The sequence below is a fragment of the Aureicoccus marinus genome (assembly GCF_002954325.1).
Classification (GTDB): Bacteria; Bacteroidota; Bacteroidia; order Flavobacteriales; family Flavobacteriaceae; genus Aureicoccus; species Aureicoccus marinus.
In genome coordinates this window covers 29,287-43,442 of sequence record NZ_MQVX01000001.1, presented here as the reverse complement: position 1 = coordinate 43,442, position 14,156 = coordinate 29,287, and the positions used below count along the sequence as shown (strand labels likewise).

Annotated in this window: 16 protein-coding genes and 1 tRNA gene; 8 read left to right on the top strand and 9 right to left on the bottom strand. The window is 45.4% G+C overall.

Annotated features, from left to right (window positions below; genetic code table 11):
* Positions 1-41 precede the first annotated feature (41 nt).
* Positions 42-1,337, top strand: coding sequence for a UDP-N-acetylmuramoyl-tripeptide--D-alanyl-D-alanine ligase (locus BST99_RS00195; protein WP_105000005.1), 1,296 nt, complete (start codon positions 42-44; stop codon positions 1,335-1,337).
* Here BST99_RS00195 and BST99_RS00190 read toward each other — a convergent pair.
* Together BST99_RS00190 and BST99_RS14250 are read right to left on the bottom strand one after the other, a co-directional pair.
* Positions 1,334-1,909, bottom strand: coding sequence for a hypothetical protein (locus BST99_RS00190; RefSeq protein WP_105000004.1), 576 nt, complete (start codon positions 1,907-1,909; stop codon positions 1,334-1,336). The genes BST99_RS00195 and BST99_RS00190 overlap by 4 nt on opposite strands.
* Positions 1,910-1,911: 2 nt before the next feature.
* Positions 1,912-2,106 (bottom strand): hypothetical protein, encoded by a 195-nt coding sequence (locus tag BST99_RS14250; RefSeq protein WP_181044118.1) that lies wholly within the window; start codon positions 2,104-2,106, stop codon positions 1,912-1,914.
* 92 nt (positions 2,107-2,198) lie between these two features.
* On the opposite strand from BST99_RS14250, the gene BST99_RS00185 reads away from it, so the two are divergent.
* Both BST99_RS00185 and BST99_RS00180 read left to right on the top strand, forming a co-directional pair.
* Positions 2,199-2,933: a DUF6090 family protein gene (locus BST99_RS00185; protein ID WP_105000003.1), complete on the top strand. Its 735-nt coding sequence runs from the start codon at positions 2,199-2,201 to the stop codon at positions 2,931-2,933.
* Positions 2,930-3,295 carry a cupin domain-containing protein gene (locus tag BST99_RS00180; protein WP_105000002.1) on the top strand — a complete coding sequence of 122 codons (366 nt, stop codon included), beginning with the start codon at positions 2,930-2,932 and terminating at the stop codon, positions 3,293-3,295. Before BST99_RS00185 ends, BST99_RS00180 begins: the two co-directional genes overlap by 4 nt.
* Before the next feature lie 4 nt (positions 3,296-3,299).
* Here the strand turns inward: BST99_RS00180 and BST99_RS14730 are convergent, their stop codons facing one another.
* A complete protein-coding gene (locus BST99_RS14730; protein WP_262494639.1) occupies positions 3,300-3,431 on the bottom strand; it encodes a hypothetical protein in 132 nt (43 codons plus the stop codon).
* A gap of 384 nt (positions 3,432-3,815) precedes the next feature.
* On the opposite strand from BST99_RS14730, the gene BST99_RS00175 reads away from it, so the two are divergent.
* Complete coding sequence (locus BST99_RS00175) at positions 3,816-4,247, top strand: DUF4174 domain-containing protein (RefSeq protein WP_105000001.1); 432 nt, start codon at positions 3,816-3,818, stop codon at positions 4,245-4,247.
* Here BST99_RS00175 and BST99_RS00170 read toward each other — a convergent pair.
* A complete protein-coding gene (locus BST99_RS00170) occupies positions 4,244-5,677 on the bottom strand; it encodes an SDR family oxidoreductase (protein ID WP_105000000.1) in 1,434 nt (477 codons plus the stop codon). The two genes, BST99_RS00175 and BST99_RS00170, sit on opposite strands and share 4 nt — an antisense overlap.
* A 150-nt stretch (positions 5,678-5,827) precedes the next feature.
* On the opposite strand from BST99_RS00170, the gene BST99_RS00165 reads away from it, so the two are divergent.
* Positions 5,828-6,445 (top strand): hypothetical protein, encoded by a 618-nt coding sequence (locus tag BST99_RS00165; protein ID WP_104999999.1) that lies wholly within the window; start codon positions 5,828-5,830, stop codon positions 6,443-6,445.
* A gap of 27 nt (positions 6,446-6,472) precedes the next feature.
* On the opposite strand, the gene BST99_RS00160 is transcribed toward BST99_RS00165, so the two are convergent.
* Both BST99_RS00160 and BST99_RS00155 read right to left on the bottom strand, forming a co-directional pair.
* Positions 6,473-7,237 carry a hypothetical protein gene (locus tag BST99_RS00160; RefSeq protein ID WP_146106160.1) on the bottom strand — a complete coding sequence of 255 codons (765 nt, stop codon included), beginning with the start codon at positions 7,235-7,237 and terminating at the stop codon, positions 6,473-6,475.
* A 277-nt stretch (positions 7,238-7,514) separates the two neighbouring features.
* Positions 7,515-7,589: transfer RNA gene (locus tag BST99_RS00155), tRNA-Val, on the bottom strand.
* A 143-nt stretch (positions 7,590-7,732) separates the two neighbouring features.
* Between BST99_RS00155 and BST99_RS00150 the strand changes: the two genes are divergently transcribed.
* Positions 7,733-8,401, top strand: coding sequence for an nSTAND1 domain-containing NTPase (locus tag BST99_RS00150; RefSeq protein WP_104999997.1), 669 nt, complete (start codon positions 7,733-7,735; stop codon positions 8,399-8,401).
* Complete coding sequence (locus BST99_RS00145; protein ID WP_104999996.1) at positions 8,401-11,895, top strand: nSTAND1 domain-containing NTPase; 3,495 nt, start codon at positions 8,401-8,403, stop codon at positions 11,893-11,895. Before BST99_RS00150 ends, BST99_RS00145 begins: the two co-directional genes overlap by 1 nt.
* Positions 11,896-11,897: 2 nt before the next feature.
* Here BST99_RS00145 and BST99_RS00140 read toward each other — a convergent pair whose 3' ends face one another.
* Genes BST99_RS00140 through BST99_RS00130 form a run of 3 tightly spaced genes read right to left on the bottom strand, consistent with a single transcriptional unit; the run spans position 11,898 to position 13,091 of the window.
* The gene (locus BST99_RS00140; protein WP_104999995.1) at positions 11,898-12,308 is read right to left on the bottom strand and encodes a 6-pyruvoyl trahydropterin synthase family protein; all 411 of its coding nucleotides are present in this window, start codon (positions 12,306-12,308) and stop codon (positions 11,898-11,900) included.
* A gap of 58 nt (positions 12,309-12,366) precedes the next feature.
* Positions 12,367-12,783: a (4Fe-4S)-binding protein gene (locus tag BST99_RS00135; protein ID WP_104999994.1), complete on the bottom strand. Its 417-nt coding sequence runs from the start codon at positions 12,781-12,783 to the stop codon at positions 12,367-12,369.
* A 14-nt stretch (positions 12,784-12,797) separates the two neighbouring features.
* The gene (locus BST99_RS00130; RefSeq protein ID WP_104999993.1) at positions 12,798-13,091 is read right to left on the bottom strand and encodes a GNAT family N-acetyltransferase; all 294 of its coding nucleotides are present in this window, start codon (positions 13,089-13,091) and stop codon (positions 12,798-12,800) included.
* 40 nt (positions 13,092-13,131) lie between these two features.
* Between BST99_RS00130 and BST99_RS00125 the strand changes: the two genes are divergently transcribed.
* A complete protein-coding gene (locus tag BST99_RS00125; RefSeq protein ID WP_104999992.1) occupies positions 13,132-14,136 on the top strand; it encodes an aldose epimerase family protein in 1,005 nt (334 codons plus the stop codon).
* Positions 14,137-14,156: the final 20 nt, after the last annotated feature.

Below are 14,156 nucleotides of genomic sequence, written 5' to 3'. Positions count from 1 at the left end.
TTGAGTCCGTATTTTTGCGGTCAGACCTTCTAAGAGAATCCATGAAAATTGACCAGCTGTATGCGCACTTTCTTCAGTGCAGTGATGTGTGCACCGACACTCGAAAACTCAGTGAGAACTGCTTGTTCATTGCACTAAAAGGGCCCAACTTTAATGGGAATCGCTTTGCCGGATACGCACTAAAAGAAGGAGCTGCCTTTGCTGTGGTTGATGAGTGGGGCCTGGCCTCAGAAGGATTAACCGAAGAAGAAAAGAAGCGACTCTTGTTGGTTGATGATGGTTTGTCGTTCCTACAAGAATTGGGCACACACCACCGCCGACAATTGGGAACTCCCCTGGTCGCTTTGACTGGGAGCAATGGCAAGACCACCACCAAGGAACTTATCGCTGCTGTATTAAGCCAAAGCAAAGTGACACTCGCGACAGCCGGTAACCTCAACAATCATATTGGAGTACCCCTGACCCTGCTACGACTGACAAAAGAAACCGAAATCGGGGTGATTGAAATGGGCGCCAACCACCAAAAAGAAATTGCCTTTCTCTGCAGCCTGGCTGAACCGGATTATGGCTACATCACCAACTTTGGCAAAGCGCATCTCGAAGGCTTTGGCGGAGTCGAAGGAGTAATCAAAGGCAAAAGTGAAATGTACGATTACCTGCTCTCCCAAGACAAGACGGTCTTTCTGAATGCAGATGATCCTATTCAAGGCGAGAAACTGGAAGGCTATGTCAAAAAAGTGGGCTACAGCCGAACTGACGAGCGTTATTTCAATATAAAGCTCCTCAAAGAAAGTCCTGCCCTCGAATTGGAAGTTGAAGGCATTCAGATCCAGACCCAACTCAGCGGAGTTTATAACTTTACCAACTGCGCAGCGGCCATTACCATCGGAAAGTACTTTGGTGTTCCCTTAAAGTCTATTCAGAGGGCGCTCGAATCTTATGTTCCCCAGAACATGAGAACCCAATGGGTCGAAAAATCCGGGCACTGTATTTTGCTGGACGCCTACAACGCCAACCCCACAAGCATGGCGGCCGCACTTGGCCTCTTTGGGCAAGTAGACGCCTCGTCTAAGTATGTGGTGTTGGGTGATATGTTTGAATTGGGAGAAGCCGCACAAGCCGAGCACCAGGCCATTGCCGATCAATTGACATCCATGGAATTGGACGGGGCCTTTTTGGTAGGAAAGAATTTTGCCGGTGTATCTTCTGATTTCCCTCAGTTCAAGAGCTATGAAGACTTCGCTCAATTTGTTAAACAGAACCCTTTCTCGCCCACCCATTTGCTAATCAAAGGCTCCCGAGGTATGGCCCTTGAACGTATTCTGGACCTACTTTAATCCATGCGGTAAATCAAAGAGAGATTCCAGGTCAGGTCGTAATCAGGACCCAATTCGGTTTTAAGGGAATGATTCAAGGTAGAAGCCAGACTAAAAGCCGAATCGCTAAAGTGTAAAGACAGCCTTGCAGAAGCGTAATACCCCTCCGAGTCATCTATACGCAAATGAAAAATTTGAGGCACCATACTGAAATAAAAATACCGGGATAGGCGCACCCGGCTGATGGAGGTGTTGAACCCAAAAAAGTGCCCATTTTTGGGCCCCTCATCGAAGCCATTGGCTCGGAGGTAATAAAAACCTACCCGCCACTTTTTCATCACGGTGAATAGAGGAGCAATTTCGGCTCCAAAATACCGACGGGATTGAATTAACTCGACTTCTTTGCCGTCTTGTATGTAGTTTTCGACCTGAAAATTAACCGACGGATTTACACCGACACGGAGGGTGAAATAGTCCTGCTCCACCAAGTTATACCGAGCAAAGACCCCTACAGACCAAGGCTTGATATTCTTCATGGAAATCGCGATCATGGGCTCTACACTGAAGCGATTCTTACCAAAATTGGAGGTCATGATCAGGCTGGTTCGCCCAAAGAAAAAGCGGGAATTGGGGATATTCCATTACTGGTCAGCTCGATCTCTGCTAAAAAGCGATCAATAGCGAGTTTCTGGGTGACTTTAATTTGCCCACGGACGGAAAAAGCAAAGCACAAGGACAGCGTCAAAAAGAGCAGACCTTCGCGGTTCATTGTTGGTTGATTACCCGCCAATATAATGGATTTTCATTAAGTCGGCTTTAAATCAAGGGAATACGTAACTTGAAGCTGCAAACCATCTTCCTCCGTTCAATCGATCATGCACAATGACTGGACTCTTCCGAAAACTGCGTAAACACTTCCTCTCCCAAGGAAAACTGCGCCAATACCTCACCTATGCTTTTGGCGAAATTCTCTTGGTAACCATCGGTATTCTGATTGCCATTCAAATCAACGGTATCTATGAGGATAATGCGGACCGAAAAAAAGAAAAGGAATACCTGGAGGCTTATCGAGTCGATCTCTTGAATAATCTGGTCGAATTGGATCGGGTTATTTGCAAGCGAGAAGAAACCGTTCAAAGGATGGATTCTCTTTTGCAATGGAGTCAAAGAAAACAAATTGAAATACCGATAGATACCATCGAAAGCCACATCGTAACGATCGGGTTTTACACCATATTCCAAAGTTCAGATGGGACCATTGAAGACATTCTTGCCTCGGGGGACGTAAATATTATTCAAGATGATCGATTACGTCAATCCATAGTCAGTTGGGAGTCTAACATAAAATTTACAAAGGAATGGGAACGATTGGGTCAAGATTCTGCACAAGAAGGAATGGACTTCATGACAAAACACATCCCCTTATATAAAAATGGTCTGAATCAGCAATTTTTGACAGAAGAACTTCTTAATCAATTGATGAAGGACACCTATTTCTTGAATATGGTTGATAATCAAAAAGTAATTTCCAATCAATTGAATCCCCTCTACATCGAAATCCGTAATACTCACTGGGAATTATTAGAGATTTTGGACAAAAAAATTGAACAATTATGAATTTGAGCAAAATCAACCTCCTCCATAAATTCGATCTTTTTCAAGAGCAATGGACCCCAAAAATTGTGGCTGAGCTCAACGGGCAACAGGTCAAGCTGGCCAAGGTAGAAGGGGACTTCGTCTGGCATTCCCATGAAAATGAAGACGAGTTATTTTACATCGTCAAAGGAGAACTCTCACTTGAGTTTCGGGACCGAGAAGTGCGCCTTCAGGAGGGCGAAATGCTCGTTGTCCCAAGAGGTGTTGAACACCGACCAGTGGCCGAAAAAGAATGCTGGATCCTGCTTTTCGAACCCGGCGAAACCAAACATACCGGGGAGGTGGAATCGGCCCTGACCAAAAACGACCAAGATTGGATTTAAAGCCTTATGGCTTCCAACGTAATCCCAATCCGGCATAATAGGTAAGGTAATCCCGAAAGGATTGGGAACGCAAAGAGAGGGTGTTGATTTCTCTTTCCCAACTAAAGCCCTCTCCTATAAAAAAGAGTCCCTTCAAAGGCAGCTGGTATTCAAAACTCAACGATAAATCGAGGTAATCGTATCGCAGAAGTGCTCAGCCCTCCCGTTCCAGATCCGCCGCTTCGATTTCGTCATAACCTCTCAGCTGGCACTTCGGAAGTACGCGCAAGTGGTTCCTCAACTTCGGGATTAGCCAGGGTATTTTGGGGTTGACCAATATCGTGGACGAGTCTGAAGAAGGTTTTTCAAACACCAATGCCGGAAGCAGCCTGAACGTAGGGGCTGTTTTCAAATTGTAAAACTTCGTCAACGCACTTAACCCCGCCATGAGCGGTTTTTTTTATTACTTTACACCAGATGGCCAAACGACTAACCCTTCTCCTCGTATTTGCTTTGGTCTTTGGCTTTATCTACTTCCAAAATGACTGGTAAACTACTTACTGTTCTGCTCTTCTTCACTTGCCTAACTGCTCAATCCCAGGACTTGCGAAAACACCGTTGGGAAGATCGGATCGTTTTACTCATCAGCGATTCCTTAGATTCAGACACCTTAAAACAACAACTCCAACTTTTCCAGCAGGCTGAAAAAGCTCTAAAAGAGCGAAAGATTGTCGTGTACCAGATCAGCTCCTCCCGAGTCAAAAAGGGCATAAACAAGTCGTCCGCTGATTCCAATGGGGACTTATATAAGCGCTACAAAAAATCAGATGCTCCATTCGAGGTCGTTCTAATCGGCCTGGACGGGGGAGTAAAATTGCGGAAAGAAAGAATCGTAAAACCCCCCGAGTTATTTGAGCTCATCGATCGAATGCCCATGCGTCGGGCAGAGATGTACAAAGGAGAATCCCCTTAAGCCTTTTTAGGCTTTACGATATTGTCAATCATCCCACCGAAAATGAAAAAGTGGAAAGGCAAAACACTGTACCAGTAGAGTCTCCCGCGCAAGCCTTTGGGGCGGAAAGTGGCCGTTTGATGAAGCACATTGTGCTCATCGATGCGGAACTCCAACCAAGCCTCCCCAGGCAATCGCATCTCTGCGAAGAGGAGCAGCCTTTTTTTCTTCTTATCAGCCAAAAGGACGCGCCAAAAATCCAAAGCATCTCCGGGGTAGATCTTATCGGGATTGGTGCGGCCCCTTCTGAGGCCTGGGCCTCCGTAAAGCTTATCAATATAACCCCTGATTTTCCACAGCCAATTGCCGTAGTACCATCCGGTTTCGCCCCCTATACTCCATATATTGTCCAGGGTGGCGGGCACATCTTCAATTTTTCGGGTTTGAATATCCTTGAGCACTCCATACTGAGGCACCTGAATGTATTTGGAAAGGCTCTTGTTGAAACGACCGCTGACCATACTGTCTTTCCAACTGCTCACCACCATGTTTTGCGCGATTTTACGAAAGGCCATTTCGATCGCTTCCTTGTAACTGTAGGGCTCTATACCCAATAAATCCTGAAGTCTTTGATCCTTAGCGACGACCTCAATCTTCATACTGTCTACCAAATTCAAGGCGAGTTTATAAGTGGTTGAGGTTACAAAATACAGCCAATAAGACGAAAGCTTTGGCGTCATCACGGGGACGGTATAAATCCAATTTTTGAATCCCCTGACCTCCGCATACTGGTGCAGCATTTCTTTGTAGGTGAGCACATCCGGTCCGGCGACATCAAAGGAATCGTTGTAGGTATCTTCTCGACCTAGCACCCCGGTTAAAAACGCGATGACGTTGCGTATGGCGATAGGCTGGGATTTGGTTAAAACCCACTTCGGGGTAATCATGATGGGAAGCTTTTCGCAGAGATCCCGGATAATTTCAAAGGAGGAACTGCCTGATCCCACAATGATACCGGCACGAAGGACCGTCAGGCTAAATGAACCCTGATAAAGGATGTCTTCGACCTTCTTTCTTGAACTGAGGTGTTTGGACAACTGCTCATCATTGACAATACCACTGAGGTAGATCACCTGCTTCACCTGGGTGGATTGGAGGTAGGTATTGAAATTCTGTGCAGCCTGGGCTTCCAGCTCATCAAAGTGCTTGGTACTTGAACTCATGGAGTGGATCAAAAAATAGGCAGCTTCAATGTCTTCGGGCAAAAGCTGGTCTTGAACCTCTTTTAAAAAGTCAATTTCAATCACCTCTACCCGTTCGCGGGTTTCCTGATCGATGGATAGGCGCTTTTCGTCCCGTACCGCGCAAACCACCTGATGCCCCATATCCAGCAGCTGTGGCAACAGCCGCATCCCAATATACCCGTTGGCTCCGGTCAGTAAAATTTTCATGAATAAACATTTTCTTTGGACTAGGCTGTATAAAAGTTACGGCCTTCCGAGAAGACTATCAAATTGGTCAGATGTGACCATTACTCTATTAAGCTAACAAACAGTCCCTGAGTTTAGTACCTTTAGAGGAATACAAAAAACCAACCACCCATGAAATCCAACAGTTTTGCAGGCACGATGATGGTCCTCGCGAGTATCCTCGTTTTAGGTAGTATCTATTTTGAATACCAAATTGGTTGGATCGGTGAAGAGAGGAGCGCCGAAGGGAATATTGACTTTATGGTGGAGAATTGGAAAGACCTCTCGCCTATCTGGATGCTTCAGGCACTGGGTTACTTTTTCTTTATGCTGGCCTATATCTCGTACTTCCGACTGAGTAAAGGGGGATTAAAGATCCTTTGGGCCTTGCTCTCGGTTTGCGGGGTCTTGCTGGTTGTCTCTATGATCATAACCCAAACCTCTTACGGTTCCGCCCTAGAGATTTACGATACACAGCCTGCACCTTTTGAATCTGTGCGTCGAATTGTTCTTCCGCTCTATACCATCGGCAAATTCGGTTCTGCTCTTTTTGGATTGATCTACCTGGTTTCGAGTATTTCAGGTAAGGGCCGGGTGGGCCGAACAGCCGGACTGGTCATGTTTACCCTTGTCATTGCCTTTATCCTTATCGGCACCTATTACGAGATGGACACCAGAGTAATCGGCGTTTTGTGGTTCATTTTGCCTTTACATTACGGTCTGGTGAGTTTGGGGAAGAAGAATGGTTAGGAAATGTAATCGCTCATAGATCTCTGTTCAAAAATCCCGTTCTAATTCCTTGGTGATCCTCTGCTGTATTACCTGGAGGGTATCATTCATAGGGCTTAAAAAAATCTGATCAGCATTTATGGAAGTGGCAAGAAAGAGGGTAAGCTTGTTTTCGAATACGCGAGACTTAAAGAGTTCACGGGTCGTATTTTCAAAAGCGCTCGTGGGGCTACTATACCAGCCGGAGGTATCCATGATGGAATCAATATTTCGGCGCATATTTCCGATTTCGGTAACGAGTTGTGTACATTCCCAACGAATCTGAATTACGGTTCGTTCGGCATCATTAAAACGATCGACGGAAGGAGGTAATCGTAGTAAATCATTTCGCAAGCTGTTATTGGAAAGAAGGTCGAGACGACCCGAGTTGATCACACTGAATCGAGGATGAAATTCAGTTTTCTCCTGTAGTGACTTTGTGAGGGTAAGAGCAATTTCAATGTCTGTTTTTTCTTGATGAATCTCAGGCGGAAAAAGAGATAAAAACTCTCCGGTTCCTTCTATATTCATGCTATTTATTTGCCGTGCCCTTTCAATCTCCTCCAGGTTAAAATTCATTTCTTCCAGTAAATCTTCCAGTAGTACTTTCTCGGCCTTGCGAAGCTTATCCTGCTCGTTGAGGTTGTTCAATTGAAGTGCGATCAAAATACCAATGACCACCAGGATGACTTCCCCAAAGGCGTACTTGAAGTACTTCCCAATCCTGTTTTCTTCTAAAAAGCCTCTTCTCAGATTTCGAAAGAATTTGAACATGCATTGCGGTTTACTGATCAGTAGGTAAGTTAGGGATAGTGTTACAAATTGCTGACTGGATTCCCTGCGGGCTTCCATCTGTACCGCTCCTGCAAATAGAAAATCCAGGCGCAGGCGCTGGATTCCCTGCGGGCTTCCATCTGTACCGCTCCTGCAAATAGAAAATCCAGGCGCAGGCGCGCCTGATTTCTTTATCCCTCCCAATCGATAAAGCAAGCTTTTCGATTGTCCGGAATAAAAAAATCCATGCCTTTTGGCATGGATTTTCTGCTTGATGTGGGACATACTGGATTCGAACCAGTGACCTCTGCCCTGTCAAGGCAGCGCTCTAAACCAACTGAGCTAATGTCCCTGTTCTGAGGACGGCAAAGGTAACTGAAAAATGACAATTTTCTGAATGCAGTTTTCAAGAGTGATTCCATTTTACGAACATTATTAGGGGGAACCATTTTATTTGCCTACTTTCTGGCGTCAATTTGCTGAGAACCAACCACCATGCAAAAAGTCTACATCTCCTCAACCTATAAAGACTTTAAGGAATACAGGACCACTTTGATCAGTCTTTTCCACAAGCAACTCAAGGGCAAATTTGAGCTCTGCGAGATCATGGAGCACATGTTCGATGATGGGTCCTCCTCCACCTATGTTGAGGAATGCGTAGCTGCCGTCAAAGAATGCGATATCTACTTTATCATTTTGGGGAACTCTGTTGGTTCTTATCCCCCAAATGAAAGCCGCACCTATACCGAGATCGAGTACCAGACGGCCATGGAGGAAGATAAATTCATCTACCGCCTGCAACTCGAGAATATTGACGAAAAGACCATTGACGATCCGGTCAAACACAAAGCACTGCGGGACTCCTTTGAAGGGAAACACGTCACTTACTTCAACGATGAAGCGGAACTGGAAGGGATCTTCCTTAAAAGCCTCCTCAATCACTTCAAGGAGATCAATACAGAGAACCCGTACCGGGGAATGAACCCCTTTCAGATCGAAGACGGCAGTTACTTTTTTGGCCGTGAACTCGAAATTGAAAAATTCATCAAACTCATCCTGACCACCGAAAATGAGCGGGTCTTCTCGGTAGTAGGGGATTCAGGGATCGGTAAGAGTTCGTTTGTTCGCGCCGGGGTTATGCACCGCATGTTGCAGAGGAAGTGATGGGCTATTCCGAGCACATCCCGCTCATCTTCCGCCCAGGGGAGCAGCCTCTGACCAACCTCAAGTACCAACTGAGACGTCACGCGGGAATTCACGATCAGGAATTGTCTGCAAAGAACTTTGAAGGAGCTAAATTGCTCTTGTTCATCGACCAACTCGAAGAACTCTATACTCAGGGACATACGGAGGAATCAGCAAAAGAAAAGGAAGCCTTTATTCGCTTGATGAATGAGCTGGCCTCCCATCCAAATCTGAATATACTCCTGTTCTTGACCTACCGCAGTGATTTTGCAGAAACCTTATCTCAGCATGCTTTTGTCGGGGTACATGCTCAGGAATTCTATCCCAAGAGCTTTGACTTCAAGAAGAACAACGCCCAATGGGAACAGAGCATTACAGAGATCATCACCGCCCCTGCCGAAAAACACGGGGTGAGTTTGGAATCGGAACTGGTCAGTAGTTTGATTCAGGAACTCGAAGACCTCGATGGATGCCTGCCCATTCTGCAAATGACGTTGTACCAGCTCTGGGATCCCAAAGTGATCAAAGATCACCAGATCAAATACTCCGAATTGCTGAAGCTTTCGCAGGGTAAAGGAATAATTGGTTTGCTGCAGAACCACGCCAACTCGGTGGCCTCAAAAATTTCCAAAAAGGGAAAAGACAAGGTTCGCGAAAACATTCTCAAAAGCATGCTGCTCAACCTGGTCGAGGTAAGTGATGAGCACGGAGATCTCAAGCGCACCCTTTCCAAAAAAAAACTGTTTGAAAAACTGGATCACTACCCAACCATGGATGTGGAGCAGGTATTTGAAGAACTCGTCAGTCAAAAGAGTCGACTCCTTTTAGTTACGGGAAGAGAAAGTAATTGCGATTCTTTAGAAGGAACCGAAACAGGTTCTTGTGTCACCTTGGTGCACGAGGAACTTATCAGCAAATGGCCGAAGCTGCAGCAGTGGGTTGAAGAAAGACGCGAAGCCCTAAAATTGCAAAAACGCCTAATCAGAGATGTCCGGGATTACGAAGAAAAGAAGGGCAGTCTTTACCGTGGCAAACGCCTGCGAAATGCGGTACTTTGGCAACAAAAGAACAAGGACTTCTACGACCATTCTATCAAGCGCTTTTTGCGTAAGAGTAAGGTAAGCCAGCTCTTTATTTTTTCGATTCCTTTCCTACTGGGAATCTTGATGACACTTTTTTACTTCTTGGCGTTTAAACCCTACATCCAAAAAGAGCAGTTCCTGAACAATGTGGTGAATGCCCGCCCCGAGATGCTTAAAAACTTTCTGAAGGTCAAAGCAAGTCTGCAGGAACCCCAAACCCTGAGTCTGGCCAGCGGAACCCTAGAAGAACTCAACAGCCAGTACTCACTGAAGTACAACATCCCGCTAAAGCAAAACCTGAGGTACTTTGCTAATGTAGAGGGTCTGGAGCTCATGAATAATCCACGTATTGAGCACTTTAATCAGGTCAAGGCAGAGATGGAAACGCAAAGCGAGTTTACCACCCTCAAGACCAATTTAAAAACGCTGTCGCTGGTTCATCTGAACAAACTTTCTTCTTTGGACGGAATCCGCGAACTAGACAACCTGAGCAAACTGGAATTAAAACGAAACCTGCGTCTAAATTTCTTGGACTCTATTGATTTGCCTAGAGGTTTGGAGTTCCTCAACATTGAAGACAACGATGGACTCAGCACAATGCCTTCTCTAGCGAACATGGAAGAATTGAAGGGGTTACGGTTTGTAGGGAATGATGCCTATCAAAATTTTGATGTTAGTCTGCCCGCTGCGCTAGACAGTATGGTAATCTCTGGAAATAGCCTCCTTGAGAGTGTTCAAGGCCTTGAACGATCTCCTAATCTCACAAAACTAACCATTGATTACAACGATAACCTGAAAACGATTCAAGGTTTGAATGGGCTTAAAAAAATGAGTTTTCTTGCCATAACAGAGAATCCGGTAATCAAAAAGCTTGAAGACATTGACAGCCTTTCTTCTCTTTTAACCTTAAAGATTGGTTTAGCTGAACTCGCTTACCTACCTGCTTTACCGAGTAGTATTGAAACACTTTACCTCAATGGAAATCGCAGTCTAAAAAATGTATATCTCTATCGGCTTAAAAACTTGATAAATGCGGAAATCGACAAAAACACGGTGTTAGAATCCGTCACTCTTCCGCAATCTGTACAATCCGCACAGATTATCAACAACAGTAGCCTGGTAGACATCAAGATTCCCTATGGTGGAAGGGGCCTTAAGCGATTAATCTTGAGCAACAACAGAAATCTAGAAAACCTACCTGATCTTGGGAACCGTTGGAGAATCAACTACCTCAGACTTGATTCCATGCCCAAGTTCAAGGCGTTAGGCCCTCTGGCTCGGTTTGGAACGAACTACCTTGATTCTTTGGAAATAAGCCAACTGGGAGACGAGTGGTTCCTGAAAGGAAATAGCTTTGACAATATTGCTTCACTTCAAAAATTAAAGTACCTAAAAGTCAATGGCCCCTACTTTAAATACGACTTCAATTTGGTTACAGAAGAAGGAAGAAAATTCAAATCTCTTGAAGAGCTTATTATTCATGGCCATAATGACAACCTTCCTGGCAATTGGACAGGCCCTAGCTTTTCGGGTATTCCGACCCTAAAATCCTTGACGCTAAAAGATAATGGGAAGTGGATCGACCTAGGATCTATTCAACTAGAAAATCTGGAGCAACTGACCATTTCAAATAACGCCCGAATTCGAGAAGTCCCCAAACTGGAATTGCTCAGTAAACTCAAAGAATTGACTCTGGCTAATAACGAGCGCCTACGCGCCATTCCTTCCTTGTTAGAGAACAAGGAACTCCACTTTTTGGAGCTCAGGAATAACATGAACATTAAAGACTACCGTCAAATTTCAAAATTGACAAGCTTAGACACTTTGATTTTGGCGGGGAACGACTTGCATTTACGTGATGTGAACTTCCTGGACGGAATGCCTTCTTTGAAAAAATTGGCCTTGATAGAAAACAAAAGTCTTGAAGATATTTCAGGTTTGATGAATCTTTCCGAATTGACGCACCTTCAAATAAGTGATAACCCCAAACTATCGACCTTACCGCAGTTCGGGAATCTTGAGGGTCTAAAAATTCTTGAACTGACCAATAACTCCAATCTCTACAACACCATTCATCTTTCTGACACCTTAGTGCAGAGATTGGACACGCTTATCATTTTTGGCAATAATCAGTTGCAATTTGACAAGATCGAGGTAGAAAAACTCAAGTGGGAAGATTCAAAAATTTCATTCCTGGAACTGGACACCCGTACGTTTAAGGAGCTTTTTGTAAAGCCCGATAAAATTGATGACTTGGGTAAACTAGTAAAGTCCGGTAGCCTATTGAAACTGGTTATTCACCTCAAACCCAATGAGGATATTCGGGAGTTGGATCTGATTGAGATTCAGAAACAAAACAAAGATTTAGAGATCGTTCTCTTCGAAGAATAAGTCTACCAATCTCCGTACTCGGCGGAGTTCTTTTTGGTTTCATGCAGGGTGATATGCAATTGCTGATCCCCCTTTAAATGGGGTTTGAGCAAGTCGTATATAATCTTGACAAAGTATTCTGTAGAGGGCATGATCCCTTCGAACTCAGGACACTCGATATTGAGGTTTTTGTGGTCAAATCGCTCTTCCACCTCGGTCTTGATGAGATCCCCTAAAACAGCTAAATCCATAATAAAGCCCGTATCTGGGTCTACCTCACCGCGAATACGCACTTCGAGATCAAAATTGTGGCCGTGGTAATGTGGGCTAAAACACTTTCCGAAGACCTCCCGGTTCTTCTCTTCACTCCATGCTGGATTGAACAGGCGGTGGGCTGCGTTAAAGTGGGCTTTTCGACAAATAGTCGCTCTCATAATTCTCCTTCAAAAATACCGAGGCGCAAAGGTAATCGAATTTCGAAAAAAGTAGGCTTTATCCCTGGAAATCAATTCGCTTGTGGGCGCCGTCGCAAAAAGGCTTGTTGGCTGATTCTCCACATCGGCAGAGCGCTACAGGACCCTCCTTTTCTTCGGTTTCCCCTTTGCGCACCAGACGGATGTTCCCTTTTACGAGTAAAGGGCCGTTGACCATGATTTCGATTTCTGTGTTAGAGACCACCTCTTGAGCATCTTGACCTTTCCTGATATAGGTAAGGGCCGCCGAAGGGCAGCGGTCGATTTGCTTCATCAGGTCTTCCTCGGAAGCTCCCTCTGGCTGAATCCAGGGTTTCTCTGAAGGTTTGTATACTTCCGGCAGGGTTTTTATACAGATTTCCGAATGGATGCATTTGGCGGGTTTCCAATGAATGGTTAAGTCGCCCTTGGTGTAGTCTTTGACAATTTCAGCCATGTGGTGGTTTTCCTCTAAGATACGTTAAAACCCGGAGCCAGAATTCTAGCCCAGTCGGGATGTCTTTTGAGGTAGGCAGCGACAAAAGGACAGAGCGGAACCAATTGCTTCTCCTGGGCTTCGATATCGTTTAAAGCCGCTTCCACCAAGGTTTTCCCTATACCTCTACCCTCCAATACCTGAGGTACTTCGGTATGGGTTAAGTAGATTTTATTTTTGGTAACCAGGTAATCGATCTTGACCAGATGCCCTTCCACCTCCGCTTGATAGCGCTTGTTTTCTGCATTGTTGGTTACTGTGAATCCCATTACTTTTGGACTGTTAGAATTGGATTCTTAAAATTACTCCATGCTGCCCAACCCAAGCGTTAATTCCATCCAAAAATTCAAGCTGCACAACAGCCTAGGAACGGAAGTCGAAATCCTCAATTTAGGAGCTATTTTACACCGCTGGAAGATTCGGGAAGAAGGAGGAACGGAGCGCGACATTATCGTTGGACCTGATCAAATCTCGGACTACCTCAGCGTTTTCGAAAGCGTGCCTTACTACTTTGGTGCCACCATTGGGCGCTATGCCGGACGAATTCGCGAAGGTTTCCGCCTCAATGGCCAATATTACCCCCTGGAGTCCAATGAGCAGGGGGTGCATTTGCACGGGGGGGCAGAGGGCATTGACCGAAAGCTCTGGGAACTGGATGAAGAGGCTTCCGACTTACCTCAAACTTTGGTGCTTTACACCCGCTCAAAAGCCGGAGAAGGAGGTTATCCGGGGGCTCTGGAGATTGAAGCCCGTTACTGTTTGCAGGACGATGACTCTTTGGAATTGGAATACCGCGCGGTTTCAGATGCTGATACTGTGCTGAATTTGACCAATCACGTCTACTTCAATCTCGACGGGAATCCCCTCACCGAACAGTCGCTTCAACTGTCCTCAGCACGTTGTCTTGAAACCAATGAGTATTTGTTGCCTACAGGACGATTCACCCCCTTGGAAGAAGACGCGAAGGACTTTAGAAAACAGAAAAGCCTGGAAGCATTGCCCTCTTATGGCGGACTGGATCACTGTTTTTTACTGGATCAAATCAAGGCCGGGGAGCCGGCCATTCGATACCAATCCACCAAGGGAGACCTTGCCTTGGAAGGCTGGACCAACCAAGCGGCTGTGGTGGTTTTTGCGCCAGAACACTTGCAGGTCAATATTGATCTCAAAGAAAAGCAAGTGCCTTTTCCGTCGATTTGCTTTGAGTTTCAAAACGTCCCCGACGCCCCTAATTTTCTGCAATTCCCGAGTGCTGAATTAAAAGCGGGAGAGGTCTACCGTCATCAATCTAAATTTCAACTGAAGCGCCGATAGTCCTAACTTTGCAAGGCCAA